This window comes from Streptomyces sp. A2-16 (assembly GCF_018128905.1).
GTDB lineage: Bacteria > Actinomycetota > Actinomycetes > Streptomycetales > Streptomycetaceae > Streptomyces.
Genome location: NZ_CP063808.1, coordinates 2,749,080 through 2,768,121, shown reverse-complemented (window position 1 = coordinate 2,768,121; position 19,042 = coordinate 2,749,080). Strand labels below are relative to the sequence as shown.

Below are 19,042 nucleotides of genomic sequence, written 5' to 3'. Positions count from 1 at the left end.
CCGAAAGGCAGCTCCGAAAGGAACGCGCCGTGCCGACGTCCAGCGCCAGCACCACCGACTCCGCCAAGTCCGCCGGTGGCGGGGTCCAGTCCCTCGAGCGCGCCTTCGATCTGCTGGAACGGATGGCGGACGCGGGCGGAGAGGTCGGACTGAGCGAGTTGGCCGCGAGCAGCGGGCTGCCGCTGCCCACCATCCACCGCCTGATGCGGACGCTGGTGTCCTGCGGATACGTCCGTCAGCAGCCCAACCGGCGCTACGCCCTCGGCCCCCGACTGATCCGCCTCGGCGAGTCGGCCTCCCGGCTGCTCGGCACCTGGGCCCGTCCCTACCTGGCCCGCCTGGTCGAGGAGACCGGCGAGACGGCCAACATGGCACTGCTCGACGGGGACGAGATCGTCTACGTCGCCCAGGTGCCCTCCAAGCACTCGATGCGGATGTTCACCGAGGTCGGCCGACGCGTCCTGCCGCACTCCACCGGCGTCGGCAAGGCCCTGCTCGCCAACACCCCCGACGACGAGGTGCGTGCCCTTCTCGCCCGGACCGGCATGCCGGCGGCGACGGAGAAGACGATCACCACACCGGACGGCTTCCTCGCGGCCCTCGCGGACGTACGCGGCCAGGGCTACGCGGTCGACGACAACGAGCAGGAGATCGGCGTCCGCTGCCTCGCGGTGTCGGTGCCCAACTCCCCCACCGCCGCGGCCATTTCGATCTCCGGTCCGGCGGGGCGGGTCACGGAGGCGGCCACGGAGAAGATCGTGCCGGTGCTGCAGCAGGTGGCCGGCGAGCTGTCCGAGGCGCTGGCGAGCCAGAACCCGGCGTGACCGCCGTACAGCGCTGGCCGGGGCGGTACACGGACCGGCACGGCACCGAGGACGTCGTCTTCGAGTCCGACGGCCGGGAGTCGATCCGTACGACGATCAGGGGCGTCCTCTTCGAGGGCGACACCATGGACGATCTGGGCGCGCTGGGCGGGGAGCCACCCGAGCAGATGTTCTCGTTCCGGGACGGGGCGCTGTACTTCTGCCTCCTGGAATGGGAGACGCCCCTACCCGTCGACGTCAGGGGCAGCGGCGTGCGGCCGGGCATGCTGCACTGCCTTCTGCGGCTCGGGGATCCGGCGGGCCCCCGGCCCGGGCCGGACCTGCAGAACCTGACCACCACCCTGCACCTGGACGGGCACGAGTTCCGCAGCGGGAGGATGCGGGACGACTTCGAGGAGGCGCTGCGAGACATCCAGCGGGCACTGCCGCGAGCCGCCCGGTTGCGGGCCTGCGTCTCGTGCGCGTGGTCCGACTACAACCCTCTCGGCAACGGACTGATGGCCGGGCTGGCCTGTTTCCGGGACGCGAAGGACCGTTACCGGCGGGTGGACGCCAAGCACGGTCCGACGGGCATCTTCGCGATCTGGGACGACCTCACCGAGTTCGTCCAGGAGACCTGGCTCTGCCCGGAGTTCGAGCACCGCGGCACGCACAAGGGGTACCGGGGCACGTTTCCCTAACGGCGCGGCTCCCCGAACAGCTCCACCGCGTCCCGTACCGCCGTCAGCCCCCGCGACAGCGCGCTCACCGATCCGATCGCCCCCGCGATCAGCAGCAACGACCGCCGCAGGCGCGGGACTTCGGGGGTGCCGTCGATCGTCATGGCGGCCAGTGCGGCGAGTTCGTCCTCGGCGATGCCCCGGTCGGGGAAATCGGCCGGGTGCGCGGCGAGTTGGCGGCGCAGCCGGGATACCGCGGTCCGCAGTTCCGCCACTCTCGGATCGTTGTCGCTGCCGGTCACTGGCCTCTGCCCCAAGCTCCGCAACACAGCTCTCCCCCTCGCACACCTTCGTGCGCCCCAGCGTCGTGAAGCCCCTGTGACGTTGGTCGGGCGCCAAGGGACGCGGGTCAGTAAACGCCACGCGGGCCGCCGTGCGCCACCGTGCGGACCGAAATTCAGCCCGTGGAAACCCGGCCCACCCCGGCATGTCAGGTATGCAGGACGCATGACGGAGAACGAACAGCAGGTCGCCGGAGTGGTCCTGGCCGCGGGGGCGGGGCGTCGGCTCGGCGGGCACCCCAAGGCGCTGCTCGAACACCGGGGCCGTCCGCTCGTCGAGCACGCGGTCGGTGTCCTGCGCGCGGCCGGCTGCACCCGGGTGCACGTGGTCCTGGGCGCCGCCGCCGCGGCCGTACGGGAGCGGGCGGAGCTCGGTGGCTGCGTGCTCGTGGAGAACCCGGAGTGGGCCGACGGCATGGGGTCGTCGCTGCGGGCCGGGCTCGGCTCGCTGACCGGAACACCGGCACGGGCGGCGCTGGTCTCACTCGTCGACCAGCCCGGCATCGGGGCGGCGGCCGTGCGCCGGGTGCTCGGCGCGTACGAGGACGAGACCTCGCTCGCCTCGGCCGCCTACGACGGCGTACGCGGCCACCCCGTGCTCCTCGGTGCCGCGCACTGGGCGGGGATCGCGGCGACTGCGACCGGCGACCGGGGGGCACGCGCCTATCTGAAGGAGCACCGGGGCGCACTCACGCTCGTCGAGTGCGGGGACGTGGCCGAGCCGTACGACATCGACACGCCGGAGGATCTGGCGCACCTTGAGTGAACGCGGTGGCACGCAGCGCCACCTTTGCTCGACCCGGAGAATCTCGACATCAACAAACCATTGAACTTCCACGATAAGGAAACTAGTATCCACTGTTCAGAAGCGCCCTGCCCTTGCGAGGGGCGCCGCTCGCGTACCCGGTTCGACTGGCACCCGGTGCCACCGCTGAAGGAAGTGACAGCACATGTCCGCACCAGCGCCGTCCCCGCTGGCCATCGTCGACGCCGAGCCCCTGCCGCGGCAGGAGGAGGTCCTCACCGAGGCGGCCCTCGCCTTCGTGGCCGAGCTGCACCGCCGTTTCACGCCCCGGCGTGACGAACTCCTCGCCCGCCGCGCCGAGCGCCGCGCCGAGATCGCCCGCACCTCCACGCTCGACTTCCTCCCCGAGACCGCCGCGATCCGCGCGGACGACTCCTGGAAGGTGGCCCCCTCCCCCGCGGCCCTCGACGACCGCCGGGTCGAGATCACCGGCCCCACCGACCGCAAGATGACCATCAACGCCCTCAACTCCGGGGCCAAGGTGTGGCTCGCGGACTTCGAGGACGCCTCGGCGCCGACCTGGGAGAACGTCGTCCTCGGGCAGGTCAACCTGGCCGACGCGTACACCCGGAACATCGACTTCACGGACGAGAGGTCCGGAAAGTCGTACGCGCTCAAGGCCGACGAAGAGCTCGCCACGGTCGTCATGCGCCCGCGGGGCTGGCACCTGAACGAGCGGCACCTGGTGGACGCGGACGGCGCCCAGGTCCCGGGCGCGCTCGTCGACTTCGGCCTGTACTTCTTCCACAACGCCCAGCGGCTGCTCGACCTCGGCAAGGGCCCCTACTTCTACCTCCCGAAGACCGAGTCGCACCTCGAGGCGCGGCTGTGGAACGACGTGTTCGTCTTCGCGCAGGAGTACTGCGGCATCCCGCAGGGCACCGTCCGCGCGACCGTCCTGATCGAGACGATCACGGCCGCGTACGAGATGGAGGAGATCCTCTACGAACTGCGCGACCACGCCTCGGGGTTGAACGCGGGCCGCTGGGACTACCTGTTCTCCATCGTCAAGAACTTCCGTGACGGCGGCGCCAAGTTCGTCCTGCCGGACCGCAACGCGGTCACGATGACGGCCCCGTTCATGCGGGCGTACACCGAACTCCTCGTCCGTACCTGCCACAAGCGCGGCGCGCACGCGATCGGCGGCATGGCGGCCTTCATCCCCTCGCGCCGCGACGCCGAGGTCAACAAGGTGGCCTTCGAGAAGGTCCGCGCCGACAAGGACCGTGAGGCCGGCGACGGCTTCGACGGGTCCTGGGTCGCCCACCCCGACCTGGTCCCGATCGCCATGGAGTCCTTCGACAAGGTCCTCGGCGACCGGCCGAACCAGAAGGACTGCCTGCGCGAGGACGTCCACGTCGAGGCGGCCGACCTCATCGCGATCGACTCGCTGGAGGCGAAGCCGACGTACAACGGCCTCGTCAACGCGGTCCAGGTCGGCATCCGTTACATCGAGGCGTGGCTGCGCGGGCTCGGCGCGGTGGCCATCTTCAACCTCATGGAGGACGCGGCCACCGCCGAGATCTCCCGTTCGCAGATCTGGCAGTGGATCAACGCGGGCGTGGAGTTCGAGCACGCCGGGAACACCGTGAAGGCCACCCCGGAGCTGGCCCGCGAGGTCGCCGCCGAGGAGCTCTCGAACATCCGCAAGGAGATCGGCGAGGAGGCCTTCGCGGCCGGCCACTGGCAGCAGGCCCACGACCTGCTGCTCCAGGTGTCCCTCGACGACGACTACGCGGACTTCCTCACGCTGCCGGCCTACGAGCAGCTGCGCGGCTGATCCTCGGGAAGCTCACTTGTCCGAGTGGCCCAGGGACTTTCCCGGGGCCACTCGGTCGCGTACGGCCTGCTTCACCGCCGTCGGCTCGGGGAAGCCCTGTTCCCGGCGGTCCCAGACGACCTCGTCGTCGACGCGGACCACGAAGACGCCGCCCGTGCCGGGCTTCAGCGCCAGCTCGGAGAGCTCCGTCTCGAAGGTCGTCAGCAACTCCTGCGCCAGCCAGGCCGCCCGCGGCAGCCAGCGGCACTGGGTGCAGTACTCGATCTCCACGCGCCGGACGTCGCTCATCCCAGGTGCACCGACCAATCCTGTTCCGCCGCCGGTTTGCCGTGCAGGTCGGGGACCCGCTTCAGCCACTCGGGCCGGCCTTGCTGTGTCCTCGCCGCGCGCAGGGCCTCCTCGGCGGCGAGTTCCTCCCGGGTGGGGAAGTCCGTGGGCAGCCAGGCCGCGGAGGCCCGCACGCGTGCGTGGAGGTACGTCACATAGGCCTCGCGTGCCTCGGCCGGGGTCGCGAAGTCGGTGAGCCAGGCGTCGGGGACGGCGGCGGTGACCTCGCGCAGGACGTCGAGCGTGACCTTGGGCGCGAGTTCCGCGTCGGCGGCGCGCACGTCGGGGCCGTACAGGCCGAGGGCGTGATGGCGGAAGTCGTACGACTTCGCGGGGTCCGTGCCCTCCCAGCGGTGGTGGAAGACCAGGGCGGCCCCGTGGTCGATCAGCCACAGGCGCGGCCGCGCGATGCCGAGCGTCGGCCAGATCATCAGGTTCGAACTGTGCACCGTACGGTCGACGTTGACGGTCAGGGCGTCGAGCCAGACGATCCGTCCGGCCTCCAGCGGGTCCACGGGGAAGAGCCCCGCGATCTCGGGCGTGAAGTCACGCGCGCCCGGCAGGTAGTCCATGCCGAGGTTCACCCCCGCGCTCGCCGTGTGCAGGTCGCGCACCTCCTGGTGCGGCTCGCTGTCGGCGATCGCGGGGTCGAAGCGCACCAGGACCAGTTCGGGGAAGCGCAGTCCCAGCGCCCGCGCCAGCTCACCGACGATCACCTCGGCGACCAGCGCCTTGCGGCCCTGCGCGGAGCCGGTGAACTTCACGACGTACGTGCCCAGATCGTCGGCCTCGACGACGCCGGGCACGGAACCGCCGGAGCGCAGCGGTTCGACGTAGTGCGTCGCGGTGACCTCCCTCAGCATTTCTCCAGGCTATACGTAGTTCTGCGTACGGCCGCGACGGACCGCGTGCGGTTGCAACCGGAGCGGCCTGAGAAAAGTGTTACTGGAGGGAGTCCGTGCGTTTGACCGGCGCACGGACCAAGGGAAACCGGCGAGAATCGGGGGACGATGAGCGGCATAGTGATCCATTTGCCACAGGAACCGGCGCGGACGGTACGGCTCGGCCCGGGTGAAGTGGCGCGTTTCGGGCGGGGCTCCGACACGGCACCCGTGGAGTTGCGCCTCGCGGACCCGTCGGTGTCCCGGCTGGCCGGGGAGATCCGGGTGACCGACGAGCACTGGCTGCTGAGCAACTTCAGCACGACGCAGAGCTATCTGGTGGAGAACCCGGAGGGCGCCGGGGAGTATCTGCGGGTGCCGCCGCGCCGCGTCGGGGCGCCCATCCCCTTCGAGTTCGCACGGGTCGTGCTGCCCACGCGCGGATCCGGGGTGAGCTTCCACGTCTTCGCGCCCGACCACGTCTACCTCGATCCGAGCGGACCGGAGGGGGACCACCGGGGCACCCGGACCCTGACCGCGTACTCGCTCGACCAGACCGCCGCGTACTTCCTGGTGCTGGTCGCGCTCTGCGAGCCGCGTCTGCGCGACGAGTCGGCGCTCGCGGTACCGACCACCCCCGAGATCGTCGAGCGGCTGCGCCGGCACCCGCAGTGCGAGCGCCTCACGGCCCGCGCGGTCAGCGCCCAGATCGACTACCTCGCCGACGAGAAACTCCGCATCGTCCCGCCCGCCGAGCGGGAACCGGGCCGCGGTGCCCGTCGCAACGGCAAGCGCGAGACGCTCGTCGGTGTCGCGCTGCGCTTCGGCCTGGTCGACGAGCGGCACCTCGGTCTCCTTCCCGCCCGCACGCCGTCCGGGGCGGGGGCATGCCGGTGAGCGGGGTGGTGCCTAGAGTCCCCCGCGGCCTGCGGGTCGGCGACTGGGAGGTCGGCGAGCCGATCGCGGAGGGCGGCTGGGGATGGGTCTACGAGGGCCGCGGCGCGGGCGGGGCGGACGGTGACCGGATCGTCGCGCTGAAGTTCATGCCGACGGCCGGGCTCGCGCCGCGCCAGGCCCGCGGGTTGGCGGAGAGCGCCCGGCGGGAGAGCGAGTTCGGGCGCCGGAACCAGCACCCCCGGCTCGTCCGGCTGCTCGACTCTCTCGTCCTGGACGAGCCGGAACATCCCGAGCTCGACGGGGCGGTCGTCCTGGTGATGGAGCGCGCCGAGCGCAGTCTGCGCCAGCTCCTGGAGGCCGAGGGGGCCCTGCCGGACGGCACGGGGACGCGGATCCTGACGCAGATCTGCGAGGGACTGGCCCATCTGCACTCCCTGGGCTGGGTGCACGGCGACCTCAAGCCCGACAACGTCCTGCTCATGGCGGACGGTTCGGTCCGGCTGTCGGACTTCGGGCTGGCCGCCGAACTCGACGGCACCCTCGGCACGCACGCGTGGATGCCGCCCGCGGGCACCCCCGACTACCTGCCGCCCGAACGCTGGCGGGCCCCGCTGGGCGAGCGCGGCGTGAAGGTGCGTCCGAGCACCGACATCTGGGCCCTGGGCATCGTGATCCACCAGGTGTTCACCGGCGGTGCCTCGCCCTTCCCCGGCGCGACGGCGGCGGCCCGCGGGGCGGCCGTACAGGAGTTCGCGGCCGGGCGGGCTCCGCTGCGGCTGGATCCCGCCGTGCCCGAGGTGTGGCGCGCGCTCGCCGCGGACTGTCTGGCACCCGCCCATGAGACCCGCGCCGCGCACACCGCGCAGGAGGTGCTGACCCGCGTCCGGGCGGCCGAGGGCGGCGCGTCCGCCGCGGTGGGCGACACCGGTCACCCGCGCCGTCGGCGGCGGCTGGTGCTCGGCGCCGTGACGGCCACGGCGCTGGGCGCGGCGACGGCCGTCGGCTGGCCGTACGTCGTCGCGGACGGCGAGGGCCACGGGGCGGGCAAGGGCACGGAGGTGCACACCGAGAACATCTCCGGCACCGCCTCGGCCACCGCCCGTGTCACGGTGTTCAACGTGGAGAAGTTCTGCCGCGACCGGGCCGAGGCACGCGACCCGATGTGCAGTCTCGGTCTGGCGGTCGACCCGCAGGCCGCCTACACCATCGACAACGTCGTCCCCACCCGGGTGTGGCACGGGGACGTTCTGCCCGCGGAGTGCCGGATGAGCAAGGGGCTGCCGGTGACCGACGAGGTCGGCACCCGCACCACCGCGTGGTACAAGGTCCGGCTGCGGGACGGCAGGGCGTGGCTGCCGGCGGTGCGGACGAAGGACCGACCCGCCGTGCCCGAGTGCGGGTGATCCTCCCAGGCCCGGCCGGTGCCGCGTGGCACCGGCCGGGCCTGACCGGTCAGGTGCAGGTGTCGATGACGCGGCCGTCGTTGTCCTTGGCCTCGTCGTTGCCCCACTTCTGCAGGTAGTAGGCGGAGACGTACGCCCGCCCCGACCCGCCCGGCGCGACCTCGTCGAGGTCGGTGAGCAGCCACCAGTGGTTGTACGACGTGTCGTTGCCGACCTTGTGGCCCCACTTCTTGCACAGGACGTAGTTGGTGCCCTTGCGCAGGGTGCCCTGGGGCGCGCAGCGCGGTGTGCTGTCACCGACGCAGTCGACGTCCTTGTACCCGGTGGCGTCGGCGTAGGTGTCCACCCAGAACCGGTCCGGCTGGCCCCCGCCGTCGCACGCGTTGGTGCTCTTTACCTGGGGGAACGGGCCGTTCGGGCTGAGCCGGTACTCGGTGCCCTGGATCACCGGGTGGACCATCTCGTCGGTCTCGCCGTCGTTGTCGCCGTTGGTGTCGTAGAGCTGCTCGTAGTGCAGGTGCGCCGAGTCCGTGCCGACCAGGCCGAGCCGTCCCAGGGGGGTGCCGGAGGCGACGCTCTGGCCGAGGCGCACGTCCCGCCGGTCCATGTGCAGATAGACCGTGAACCAGCCGCCGCCGTGGTTGATCTCCAGGCCGCCGGGCTCGAAGAGCTCGGTGACCGTGCCGGCGGCGGAGGCGACGACCGTGGCGCCGAGGGTGGGGCCGCCGACACGGTACATGTCGAGCTTCTTGTCGTCGGGCGCGTGGCCCAGGTACGTCTGCAACTGCCAGGTCTGTCCGCACGCGAACGGCAGTCTGAAGTCCGGGCGGGCGGCGGGCGCCGCCGTCGCGGCCGGTGCGCTCGCGCACACCCCCGCCGTCATCAGCAGCGCGATCAGCGCCGCCGCCCACCCCGGTTTTCCTCGCCACAGCCTCACGGGTCCCTGCCCTTCCTGTCGGTTCCTGTCGGTGTCCTGGGGTGACAGTGCCGTAGAGCGGCCGGGAAGGGACTCCGGCACGTTACGGGGTGGGCCGCGGCGATCGGCGGGTCAGGTGCCGCACCGCCGGCTCACACCGCCGGTCTCGTCGCCCTTGAGGTAGATCGCGCTGACGTAGCCGACCCCGCCCGCGCGCAGCGGGAGTTCGACCCACTTGTCGCTCGTGTAGCCCTCGGCGGAGATGCGCTCGCCGGTCGTCCAGCAGTTCGCCGGGTAGGTCTCGCCCGGGTAGACCTTGCTGACCGGATCGCAGCCCGTGATGCCGGCGCAGGCACGCACGTTGGCCTCCGCCCACGCCGTGACGTTGGTCGTCCCGCCGCCTCCGCCGCCGTCGGTCGGCTGGAAGGTGACGTCCACCCAGTCGTTGTCCGTCATGCCGAGGCCGTCCCAGAAGGTGCCGTCGGCCACGTCGATGCCGGCCGGGTTGGCGACCCGGCGGCCGAACTCGTCCCGGCCTCCGTTGTAGCCGTTCTGGTAGGCCGCCTGCGCCTCCGGGGTGCCCTGCGGCAGGTCGTTCCACATCTGGCGCTGGCCCGACGGGTTCCAGTAGTCGTCCTTGGTGTTCCAGGGGCCGACGTCCCACACCGGGGCGGTCTCGCAGCGTCCGGTGCGGGCGTAGCACAGCCGCACCTGGTACTCGCGGCCTCCGTTGCTCGCGAGCATCCGCCGCGAGGGCAGGGCCACGAAGTGGTCGCGCGGCTGGATGACATGGCCGTTGGCCGTGGTCTGCCCGGTCAGGCCCTCACGGGTGGCGAAGAGACGGTACGTCACGGACGCCGCGGCGGTCGCGCCCGCTCCGGCGCGTGCGGCGGACCGCGACGGGTCGGCGTGCACCCTGACGTCCGAGACGACCGGGGAGCCGGTCCGGCCGCCCAGGAGGGTGAGCCGGACCTGGAGGACGGAGACGGCCTGGGACAGCCGCAGCCGGCCCGCGGAGTCGGGGGCGGTCCACTGCGTCCAGGTGCCGGGGTGGCCGCTGCCGCGGACCTCGGTGAGCACCTGGCTTCCCGTCGGCACCTGCGCCTCGCGGCGGACGGTGAAGGAGTCGGTCTGCCGCCCGAGGCTCTGGACCGGCGCGGTGTACACGGCGTAGGCCCGGCCGGGTGCGGAGGCGGTGCGGGCGCGGCGGTCGCCGATGGTGAGCCGGCCGTCCGCGCGGTGGCGGGTGTTGTGCTGATCGGCCGAGGTACTGGCGAGGTCGACCCGCCAGTCGGCCGCCGGGCTCTTCGCGGCAGGTCTCTCCCCGCCGTCGGCGGTCGCGGCGGTGACGGGCGTCAGCCCGCCCACGACCAGCAGGGCGCACAGCCCCTGTATCAGGCGTCGGGTGGTGGTTCGCACGGCGCATTCCCCCATCGGGCTCGGAAACCGTGTGGTTGTCGAGGAGAGCCCTATCGGCCGGGATCGGGGGCTGTCATTCCGGAACGTTCCGGGTGCCGCCGTGGGGTTCGGCGCGGATAGCTTCCGGGCCGTCCCCACACCGCATCACCGGAGAGGAAGTCCCGTGCGTCTGCATCCGCTCGCCGGACTCGTCGCGGCAGCCGCCGTGTTCCTGCCCCTGACGGCCGGCGCGGCCCCGGCCGCCGCCGCGCCGGCCGCCGCGGCGGCGTTCGCCGCGTCCTGCCCCACCGCCGGCGTCATCAGCCAGGGCTACAGCAGCAGCCACGACGGCGTCGACATCGCCAACGCCCTGGGCACGCCCATCTACGCCGTCGGCGCCGGCGAGGTCATCGCCTCCGGCCCGGCCAGCGGCTACGGGCAGTGGATCCGAATCCTGCACGAAGACGGCACCGTGACCGAGTACGGGCACATGTACCAGCGCGACGTCTCCGTCGGCCAGCGCGTCCAGGCCGGGCAGCGCATCGCCCTGATGGGCGCCGAGGGCGAGGCGACAGGACCGCACCTGCATCTGCGCGTCCGGGTCGGCACGTCCACCACGGTCCGCGGCATCGACCCGGTGCCGTATCTGCGCGACCGCGGGGTGAACCTGCCCTGCACGCCCGGCGGGGGCGGCGGAGGCGGTGGCGGGCAGACCACGGTGACCGCGTGGGCGGAGGCCAACGTCCGCGCCTGCGCCGGTGTCACCGGCTGCGACCCGGTCAGCAAGGTCTACCCGGGCGAGACCTACCCGGCGAACTGCTGGAAGACCGGCGAGCGCATCTCCGCCGAGGGCTACACCAACGACAAGTGGGTCCAGCTCCCGCTGCGCGCGGGCGGGGTCGGCTACGTCAGCGCGATCTACCTCAAGGGCGACGACAAGGGCAACGTCAGCACCGAGTGCCGCTGACCGGCCCGCCGCCGCATCCGATCTCCACTCCCGACCTCGCCGTGTCCAGGCGAGGCACTCCCACCCGACCGAAAGGCACACCCATGTCCCTCGCCACGCTCGGCCGCATCGCGGCGCTCGGCACCACCGCCACCGCGCTCGCGCTGCTGCCCCTGTCCACGGCCTCGGCCGCGGACGCCATCAACACCTTCAAGAACCAGGCGACGAACCGCTGCATCGACGACACCGGCAACGGCTTCCGCACCTGGGACTGCAACGGCAGCAACGCCCAGAACTGGATCGTGCACCGCTGGAACGACGGCACCGTCCAGCTGAAGAACGTCAACACCAACCGGTGCATGTTCGACAGCGACCAGGGCTTCAAGACCCTGGACTGCGACTCCAGCCCGAACCAGAGCTGGTACGTCAAGAAGTGGGCCGACAACACGATCGAGCTCAAGAACCAGGCGACGAACCGCTGCATCGACGACAGCAACGTCGGCTTCCGCACCCTCGGGTGCAACGCCGGCACGTACCAGAGCTGGTTCTGACGCAGGGCCGGTACTGACGGTCGCCTCGGGGCGTCCGCCGCGGACAGGATCCGTGGCGGGCGCCCCGTCCGCGTCGGCGCGGGCTGTGCCGAAGTGCGGCTCAGGCCCCGGTCAGCGGATTGGGCAGGGGCAGATAGCGGGCGTCGGCGCCGTCCGCGCCGGTCCAGCGCAGCAGCAGGTTGGTCTTGCCGGGGAGGGTCGGCGAGCCGAGCAGGGCCGGGATCTCCGGGAGGTCGTGGCGGGAGAGTTCACGGCGGGCGGCCGGCCACGGGTCGAACCCGGGATGCCGTTCGGCGAGGGCCGCGGCGACCTCCCACAGGTGGTTCACCACCAGGCAGTACACCAGCCGCTCCCACCCGGCCGCGCGCGGGACCTCGGGCAGCAGCTTCACGCCCTCGGCGTCCCGGAACAGTGCCTGCACGGGCATGCCGTCGGCGTCCACGGCGACCAGGGTGTTCTGGAGGTGCGCCTCGAGGACGACGCCGTGGTCGGCGAAGGCGGCGAGGGCGGGCGGCACGACCGCGCCCAGGTAGGCCTCCCACCAGGCCGCCGGGTCCTCGGCGGTGTCGAGGGGGTTGCCCTCGAAGCCCTCCACCAGGGCCGCGGCGAGCAGCGGGGTCGTCCCGGGACGCACCCGGTCGCGCAGACCGTCGCGGACGAGCACGGCGAGTTCCTCGAAGGCGAAGTCGGCGGTGCGATAGCCCCGGTCGCTCAGCCAGACCGCCGGGCCGGGGCCCGCTGCGAGGGCGTTCGCGGCCGCTTCATCCGTACGGCGGAGTCTGAGCAGGTCGTGACGCCACAGCCGGCGGATGTCGTTGGTGATGCGGACGTCGAGACTGAACTTGAGGAAGAGATCCTGTGCGGGGGCGTACACCGTGCGGATCGCGGCCGTCGGCCAGGTCTGGAACCCGGTCGTGCCGAGCCGGATCAGACGTCCGTCCTCGAAGGCGTCGGCGCAGCTCACCAGGTCGAGCTGCCAGGGGTGGGCGGGCAGCAGCCGGTAGCCGGGCGGGGCCTCGCCGAGCGCGTCGAGGGCCGCGGTGTCGCCCTCCTCGACGACGGCATCCTCGCGCACTCCCAGCAGGGCCAGCGGGAAGCGGGTGTGGGCCTCGGGTGCGTACGGCAGCCAGCCGGCGACGGGGCCGCCGCCGCGGGCCTTGGGGGCGGGGTGGTGGGGGTGGCCGGTGACGAGGCTCTGCTCGGAGCGCAGATACGGGTCGTCGGGCGGCGTCGCCCGGTCCCGGGCCGTGAGCAGGGCGGCCACCGCGTCCCGGCTGTCGATCATCTCGGCGGGCAGCTCGTGGTTGGACAGACCGGTGTGCCGGGTCAGTACCTCGGCGGCGAGCTTCACGAGTTCGGTGTGGCCGATCCGCTGCCAGCCGTCCGCCGTGCGCACCTCTGGCTCGGCGGGCCGCCGGTCGCCCCGCACCCTGAGCAGTCGCCCGCCGGGCAGCCGGTGCACCGGGCGGTCACCGGGTTCCGGGAGCCGCTCGGCCACCTCGCGCAGCAGGCAGTTGAGCAGGGGCGCCGCCGCGTACGCGTCGGCGCGGTGTGCGACGGAGGCGTCGGCCGGCGGGGGCAGGAGATCCACGCGATCCACTCGTTCTCTACGGTTCATCTGGGGCGATGACGATCAGTATGTCTGCCGTCACCGCCCCGCCGTGACACAGTCGTACCCGAGGAGTCCGCCCGTGCACCGTCCCCGCGCCGCCGATGCCGAGTTCGCCGAAGAGCTGGCCGCCGTACGCCCCGATCTCGTGGCGCGGTACACGGCCGAGCTGCCCGGCGCCCGCGCGGCCGTGCTGTCCCGGCTGTGGCGTGGGCTCACGCACGAGCCGCTGCCCTGGGTCACCGCGCGGGAGGCGGGCCGGGAGGGACTCACCCTGCGCCTCTCGGACGGCCGCCGGCTGCACGGCCCGCATCCGGACCCGTTCGCCACCGCCGCCCAGGTCACCGTCGTACGGCTGGACGGGGTCGCCCACGAGGATCCGGCGGGCCTGATGACCGGCCTCGGGGTACCGCACGGCGCGGACTTCGCGGCCGAACTCGCCGACAGTGTGGTCTCGTTGGCGCTGTCGAGGGCGGACCGGCTGCCCCTCTCGGAGCAGTGGCCGGTGTCCGACTGGGAGTGGGAGCAGCGGGTCGTCGACGGGCATCCGTACCACCCCAACTGCCGTTCCCGGCCCGGCTTCTCGGTGGCCGAGCAGCTGGCGTACGGGCCCGAGCACCGGCCGCTGGTACGGCTCGGGTTCGTGCCGGTGCCGGCGGCCGAGTGCCTGGTGAGCGGGGTGTGGCCGGCGGGGATGCGGGACGGTGATCGCCTGTTGCTGCCCGTGCACCCGTGGCAGGCGGAGCATGTGCTGAAGCGGTCCGTCACCGAGGGGCTGGACGCTCACCCCCTGATGTCCCTGCGCACCCTCGCCCTGGCCGACGGGCCGCACGTCAAGACCGCGTTGAGCGCCCGGATCACCTCCTCGGTGCGGGACATCTCCGTCTACTCGATCGGCATGTCGGCGACCCTCTCGGAGTTCGCGGAGACGCTGGCGGAACGCATGGACGGCCTCCTGCACTTCACCCGCACCCTGGGTGCGGCCACCGCCGACTCACCCGACCTGGCAGCCGTGTTGCGCGAGTCGCCGCAGGTGTACGGCGACCGGGTCCTGCCCGTGGCGGCCCTCGCCACCACCGAACTGCCGCGGTCCCCCGTCTGGCTGGCCGAGTTCGCCCGGCTGGCGCTCACCGCGGGGCTGCGGCTCCTGGAGTTCGGCGTCGCCCTTGAGGGACACGGCCAGAACCTCCTCGTCGTCCTGTCCGAGTCGGGCGCACCGCTCGGGCTGGTCTACCGGGACCTCGCCGACATCCGGATCAGCCCGGCCAGGCTCGCGCGGCACGGCATCCCGGTCCCGGCCCTGTCCGGGCGGGTCGTCACGGACGACGTGCGGACCCTGCGACGCAAGCTGTTCGGCTCCCTGGTGGCCGGCGCCCTCGCGGGCACGGCGGGTTCGGCGACCGCGTTGCGCGAGGCCCTGGAGTCGGCCGTACGAGAGCTGCCGCGCACCCCCGATCTGGCCGCGCTGCTCGAAGAGCCGCTGCCGGCGAAGGCGTTGACGCTGATGCGGCTGTCGCCGGGGACACCGGGCGACCAGTGGACCGAACTGCCCAACCCCCTTGGGTGAGCGGCCGTTTCCCTGCCCGTTTTGGAGCCCGGCGCACCTGATCAATAGGATCCGGCGATGATCACAAGAAAACGGTTGGCGGCAGGAGTGTGCGCCCTGCTCGCCGCCCTGACGGCCGGGGTCGCCTTCCCGGTCGCGGCGGTCGCCGGTGAACCCACGAGCGGGACCGCGCCCCAGGTCGATCTCGTCCTCGATGTGAGCGGTTCGATGCGGACGGCGGACATCGACGGCGGGACCCGGATGGCGGCGGCGAAGCAGGCCTTCAACGAGGTGCTGGACGCGACCCCCGAGGAGGTCCAGCTCGGCATCCGGACCCTCGGCGCCAACTACCCGGGAGACAACCAGAAGACGGGCTGCAAGGACACCGCGCAGCTCTACCCGGTCAGCACGCTGGACCGCACCGAGGCCAAGACCCAGGTGGCGACCCTCTCCCCCACCGGCTGGACGCCGATCGGCCCCGCGCTGCTGAAGGCGGCCGGCGACTTCACCGACAGCGCGTCCACCAAGCGGATCGTGCTGATCAGTGACGGCGAGGACACCTGCGCCCCGCTCGACCCGTGCGAGGTGGCCCGCGAGATCGCCGCCAAGGGCATCGGCCTGACCATCGACACCCTCGGCCTGGTCCCGAACACCAAGATGCGCAAGCAGCTGAGCTGCATCGCGGAGGCCACCGGCGGCACCTACACCTCGGTCGAGCACGCCGACGAACTCACCGACAAGGTCAACCAGTTGGTGGACCGGGCGGCGGACCCGGTGGTGACACCGGTGGCCACCGAGGGTGCCGGCACCTGTGCCACCGCGCCGACCCTGAAGTCCGGGCTGTACACCGACCGCGAGGAGTTCACCCAGCAGCGCTGGTACCGGGTGGACGTCGACCCGGGCCAGGAGCTGCGGGCCTCGGTGAGCGTGGCGGCGGACCGGGCCGTGAACCCCTCGTACGGGGTGCTGCTGCGGGCGGTCACCGTGCACGGCCGGGAGATCGTGCGCGGCGAGGGTGCGGGCAACGGCCGTACCGATGTGATCTCGACGGGGCTCAGATACCCCAAGGCGAACAGCGACTCGGAGGACTCCGCCGCCGAGACCGTGTGCCTGCAGGTCACCAACTCCTTCTCGGCCGCCTCGGGGGTGAAGACCACCCCGGGTCTGCCCCTGGAGCTGACCGTGGACGTGGTGGACGGGCCGTCGAAGGCGAGCGACGTGGCCTCCTTCGGCCTCGGGCGCGGCTGGTGGCTGCTCGGTGCGCTGATTCTCGCCGGGTTCGTCGCCGGTCTGCTGTGGGGCTGGCTGTCGCGCTGGCGGGTCGCGGTCTGGAGGACCAACTGATGCGGATCACACGCGTGTTGAGCGCTTCCCTGCTGATGCTGGGGCTGGCCGTCGCGCCGGCCGCGGCCGACTCCTCGCCGACGCCCACGGCTTCGGCCTCGGCGGACGGTGACGCGCCGACCCTGGCGGGCACGTCGTTCCGTACGGCGACCGAGGTCGAGCAGGGCCAGACGGCCACGGCGAGCGGCTCCACGGGCGACTACCTGTACTGGTCGTTCCCCGCGGACGCCGGGCAGCGTCCCACCGTGAAGGCGACGGTGAAGCTGCCCGGTACCCACGCCGCGCAGACCTGGCAGATCGACGTGTACGACGGTCTGCGCCGCCGCCAGGCGTGCCAGTACGGCGCGCAGACCCGCACGGCCGCGGCGGACGCGGGCAGCGTGGAGCTGGCCTGCACCCTGCGCACGGTCCGCGCCTGGTCGGAGACCTGGGCCGACGACCCGCTGCCGGGCACGTACTACGTGCGGCTGACGGCCGTCGGTCTCACCACGGCCGACCTGGGCCTCCCGGTGAGCACCGAGGTCCGGGTCGACTCCAAGGACATCGGTGGTTCGGCCGCGGTGGACGGTTCGCTGGCCGAGCCGCTGGTGCCGGGGATCGCGGTGAAGTCCGAGGCGGAGAAGGACGGTTCGGAGGACTCCTCGTCCGCCGTCCTGTCGGCCATCGAGCCCGAGGACGGCTGGTCCTCCGGCTGGTGGTCCGACCGGTGGGTGTGGACCGCGATCGGTGGTGCGCTGGCCGCGCTGGCAGGGGTCGGCGGATATGCGCTGACCCGCGGGTCGGGGCGGCCCTCCCGGGTGCCACCGGGGGCCTGACGGCTCGTCGAGAAGGCCCGCTCCGGCGGGCCTTCTTCGTTCAGGCCTCCCGCAGCGCCTTGGCGATCGCGCCGTCCCCGGTCACCTCGACCCGGCCGTCGCGCACCGCGTCCGGCAGGACCGTCTCGCCCCGGCTGAGCGCCTCGCAGGTCCCGGCGTCCAGGACGAGCCGGGCGTCGGGCTCCCGGGGGGCCGGCCCGTCGCCGTACGCCGGGCCGTCCTGGGCGCCGACGTACAGATGGAAGTCCCCCTCCTCCAGGCGCACTTCGACGAGTCCCTCACCCTCCAGCGAACGCAGCAGGGGGAGCGCGAACCAGTGCGCGCGGACGGCGTCGGTCGGCCTCCGGTCGCCGAGTTCGAGCTCGCCCCAGGCGCCGAGGGCCTGCAGGACCGGGAGCAACCGGCTTCCACGGCCGGTGAGTTCGTACACGTAGGCCGCGCCGGGCGGGGGCAGCCGGCGTCGGGTGGCCAGGCCGTCGCGCTCCATGTCCTTGAGCCGTGAGGCGAGTACGTCCGTGCTCACGCCCGGCAGGTCCGCGTGCAGGTCCGTGTAGCGGCGCGGCCCGCACAGCAGCTCCCGGACGATCAGCAGGGTCCAGCGGTCGCCCACCACGTCGAGGGCGCGGGCCGCGGAACAGTACTGGTCGTAGCTTCGGCGAGGTGACATGCGACGCAGTCTAGACAAGTTGTTGGACTTTCCAAGCTCCCACTTGGTAAAACCAAGCAACACAGGAAACCGGAGAGGCGGCAGCGCATGGAGTTCCGGCAGTCGAGCAAGCTCAGCGAGGTCTGTTACGAGATCCGCGGCCCGGTGATCGAGCACGCCGACGCACTGGAGGAGGCGGGCCACAGCGTGCTGCGCCTCAACACCGGCAACCCCGCGCTGTTCGGCTTCGAGGCGCCGGAGGAGATCCTCCAGGACATGATCCGGATGCTCCCGCAGGCCCACGGCTACACGGACTCCCGGGGCGTCCTCTCCGCCCGCCGCGCGGTCGCCCAGCGCTACCAGACCCTGGGCCTGGAGGTCGACGTCGACGACGTCTTCCTCGGCAACGGCATCTCCGAGCTGATCTCGATGACCGTGCAGGCGCTGGTCGAGGACGGCGACGAAATCCTCATCCCCGCGCCCGACTTCCCCCTCTGGACGGCGGTCACCACGCTCGCCGGCGGCAAGGCGGTCCACTACCTCTGCGACGAACAGGCCGACTGGTACCCGGACCTGGACGACATGGCCTCGAAGATCACGGACCGCACCAAGGCCGTCGTCATCATCAACCCGAACAACCCCACCGGCGCGGTCTACCCGAAGGAGATCATCGAGGGCATCCTCGACCTCGCCCGCCGGCACGGCCTGATGGTCTTCGCCGACGAGATCTACGACCGGATCCTGTACGACGACGCCGTGCACCACTCCGTCGCCGCGCTCGCCCCCGACCTGGTCGTGCTGACCTTCTGCGGTCTGTCGAAGACGTACCGGGTGGCGGGCTTCCGCTCGGGCTGGCTGGTCATCACCGGGCCCAAGCAGCACGCCAGGAACTATCTGGAGGGCCTGACCATGCTGGCCTCCATGCGGCTGTGCGCCAACGCGCCCGCGCAGTACGCCATCCAGGCCGCGCTCGGCGGCCGCCAGTCCATCCACGAGCTCACCGCGCCCGGCGGCCGGCTGCACGAACAGCGCACCGTGGCCTGGGAGAAGCTCAACGAGATCCCCGGGGTCTCGTGCGTGAAGCCGAAGGGCTCGCTGTACGCCTTCCCGCGTCTGGACCCCAAGGTCCACAAGATCCACGACGACGAGAAGTTCGTCCTGGACCTGCTGCTGCGGGAGAAGATCCAGGTCGTCCAGGGCACCGGCTTCAACTGGCCGACCCCGGACCACTTCCGCATCCTGACGCTGCCTCACGCACAGGACCTGGAGGCGGCGATCGGGCGGATCGGGCGGTTCCTGAGCGGATATCGGCAGTAGCTGGTGGTGTGGAAGGGATTCACGGTCGAGGAGAGCG

At 72.2% G+C, this 19,042-nt stretch carries 19 protein-coding genes; 12 read left to right on the top strand and 7 right to left on the bottom strand.

Annotation, left to right across the window (positions count from 1 at the left end):
- Window positions 1-29: 29 nt before the first annotated feature.
- A complete protein-coding gene (locus IOD14_RS12500) occupies window positions 30-824 on the top strand; it encodes an IclR family transcriptional regulator (protein WP_123994627.1) in 795 nt (264 codons plus the stop codon).
- Window positions 821-1,504, top strand: coding sequence for a DUF6304 family protein (locus tag IOD14_RS12495; protein WP_212670266.1), 684 nt, complete (start codon window positions 821-823; stop codon window positions 1,502-1,504). Before IOD14_RS12500 ends, IOD14_RS12495 begins: the two co-directional genes overlap by 4 nt.
- Here the strand turns inward: IOD14_RS12495 and IOD14_RS12490 are convergent.
- The gene (locus tag IOD14_RS12490; protein WP_174269410.1) at window positions 1,501-1,785 is read right to left on the bottom strand and encodes a DUF5955 family protein; all 285 of its coding nucleotides are present in this window, start codon (window positions 1,783-1,785) and stop codon (window positions 1,501-1,503) included. The genes IOD14_RS12495 and IOD14_RS12490 overlap by 4 nt on opposite strands.
- Before the next feature lie 205 nt (window positions 1,786-1,990).
- On the opposite strand from IOD14_RS12490, the gene IOD14_RS12485 reads away from it, so the two are divergent.
- Window positions 1,991-2,590, top strand: a complete 600-nt coding sequence (locus IOD14_RS12485) for a nucleotidyltransferase family protein (protein WP_212670265.1) — start codon at window positions 1,991-1,993, stop codon at window positions 2,588-2,590.
- 184 nt (window positions 2,591-2,774) lie between these two features.
- On the top strand, window positions 2,775-4,409 hold the full coding sequence (aceB, locus tag IOD14_RS12480) for a malate synthase A (protein ID WP_212670264.1): 1,635 nt from the start codon (window positions 2,775-2,777) through the stop codon (window positions 4,407-4,409).
- A 12-nt stretch (window positions 4,410-4,421) separates the two neighbouring features.
- Here aceB and IOD14_RS12475 read toward each other — a convergent pair whose 3' ends face one another.
- Entirely contained in the window at window positions 4,422-4,697 is a 276-nt protein-coding gene (locus tag IOD14_RS12475; RefSeq protein WP_123994632.1) for a SelT/SelW/SelH family protein, read from the bottom strand.
- Window positions 4,694-5,599: a HipA family kinase gene (locus IOD14_RS12470; RefSeq protein WP_212670263.1), complete on the bottom strand. Its 906-nt coding sequence runs from the start codon at window positions 5,597-5,599 to the stop codon at window positions 4,694-4,696. Before IOD14_RS12470 ends, IOD14_RS12475 begins: the two co-directional genes overlap by 4 nt.
- Window positions 5,600-5,746: 147 nt before the next feature.
- On the opposite strand from IOD14_RS12470, the gene IOD14_RS12465 reads away from it, so the two are divergent.
- Window positions 5,747-6,514, top strand: coding sequence for a serine/threonine protein kinase (locus IOD14_RS12465; protein WP_123994634.1), 768 nt, complete (start codon window positions 5,747-5,749; stop codon window positions 6,512-6,514).
- Complete coding sequence (locus IOD14_RS12460) at window positions 6,505-7,917, top strand: serine/threonine-protein kinase (protein WP_212670262.1); 1,413 nt, start codon at window positions 6,505-6,507, stop codon at window positions 7,915-7,917. The genes IOD14_RS12465 and IOD14_RS12460 overlap by 10 nt, the downstream gene beginning before the upstream one ends.
- A gap of 49 nt (window positions 7,918-7,966) precedes the next feature.
- Here IOD14_RS12460 and IOD14_RS12455 read toward each other — a convergent pair whose 3' ends face one another.
- Both IOD14_RS12455 and IOD14_RS12450 read right to left on the bottom strand, forming a co-directional pair.
- Entirely contained in the window at window positions 7,967-8,854 is an 888-nt protein-coding gene (locus IOD14_RS12455; protein ID WP_249125903.1) for a M23 family metallopeptidase, read from the bottom strand.
- A gap of 111 nt (window positions 8,855-8,965) precedes the next feature.
- Entirely contained in the window at window positions 8,966-10,252 is a 1,287-nt protein-coding gene (locus IOD14_RS12450) for an SH3 domain-containing protein (RefSeq protein ID WP_212670261.1), read from the bottom strand.
- A gap of 163 nt (window positions 10,253-10,415) precedes the next feature.
- Between IOD14_RS12450 and IOD14_RS44245 the strand changes: the two genes are divergently transcribed.
- Together IOD14_RS44245 and IOD14_RS12440 are read left to right on the top strand one after the other, a co-directional pair.
- Window positions 10,416-11,198, top strand: a complete 783-nt coding sequence (locus IOD14_RS44245) for a M23 family metallopeptidase (protein ID WP_249125902.1) — start codon at window positions 10,416-10,418, stop codon at window positions 11,196-11,198.
- A gap of 83 nt (window positions 11,199-11,281) precedes the next feature.
- Window positions 11,282-11,728 (top strand): RICIN domain-containing protein, encoded by a 447-nt coding sequence (locus IOD14_RS12440; protein ID WP_123994638.1) that lies wholly within the window; start codon window positions 11,282-11,284, stop codon window positions 11,726-11,728.
- Between the two features lie 100 nt (window positions 11,729-11,828).
- On the opposite strand, the gene IOD14_RS12435 is transcribed toward IOD14_RS12440, so the two are convergent.
- On the bottom strand, window positions 11,829-13,328 hold the full coding sequence (locus tag IOD14_RS12435; protein WP_212670260.1) for an IucA/IucC family protein: 1,500 nt from the start codon (window positions 13,326-13,328) through the stop codon (window positions 11,829-11,831).
- Window positions 13,329-13,419: 91 nt separating this feature from the next.
- Here IOD14_RS12435 and IOD14_RS12430 point away from each other — a divergent pair, with 91 nt between their 5' ends.
- The 3 genes from IOD14_RS12430 to IOD14_RS12420 are packed head-to-tail and all read left to right on the top strand — an operon-like array spanning window position 13,420 to window position 17,042.
- Window positions 13,420-14,904, top strand: coding sequence for an IucA/IucC family siderophore biosynthesis protein (locus tag IOD14_RS12430; protein WP_212670259.1), 1,485 nt, complete (start codon window positions 13,420-13,422; stop codon window positions 14,902-14,904).
- A gap of 57 nt (window positions 14,905-14,961) precedes the next feature.
- Complete coding sequence (locus IOD14_RS12425) at window positions 14,962-16,227, top strand: VWA domain-containing protein (protein ID WP_212670258.1); 1,266 nt, start codon at window positions 14,962-14,964, stop codon at window positions 16,225-16,227.
- Window positions 16,227-17,042 (top strand): hypothetical protein, encoded by an 816-nt coding sequence (locus IOD14_RS12420; protein WP_212670257.1) that lies wholly within the window; start codon window positions 16,227-16,229, stop codon window positions 17,040-17,042. Before IOD14_RS12425 ends, IOD14_RS12420 begins: the two co-directional genes overlap by 1 nt.
- Window positions 17,043-17,082: 40 nt before the next feature.
- On the opposite strand, the gene IOD14_RS12415 is transcribed toward IOD14_RS12420, so the two are convergent.
- Window positions 17,083-17,709, bottom strand: coding sequence for a winged helix-turn-helix transcriptional regulator (locus IOD14_RS12415; RefSeq protein WP_123994643.1), 627 nt, complete (start codon window positions 17,707-17,709; stop codon window positions 17,083-17,085).
- 87 nt (window positions 17,710-17,796) lie between these two features.
- Here IOD14_RS12415 and IOD14_RS12410 point away from each other — a divergent pair, with 87 nt between their 5' ends.
- Window positions 17,797-19,005 carry a pyridoxal phosphate-dependent aminotransferase gene (locus IOD14_RS12410; protein WP_123994644.1) on the top strand — a complete coding sequence of 403 codons (1,209 nt, stop codon included), beginning with the start codon at window positions 17,797-17,799 and terminating at the stop codon, window positions 19,003-19,005.
- Window positions 19,006-19,042 lie beyond the last annotated feature (37 nt).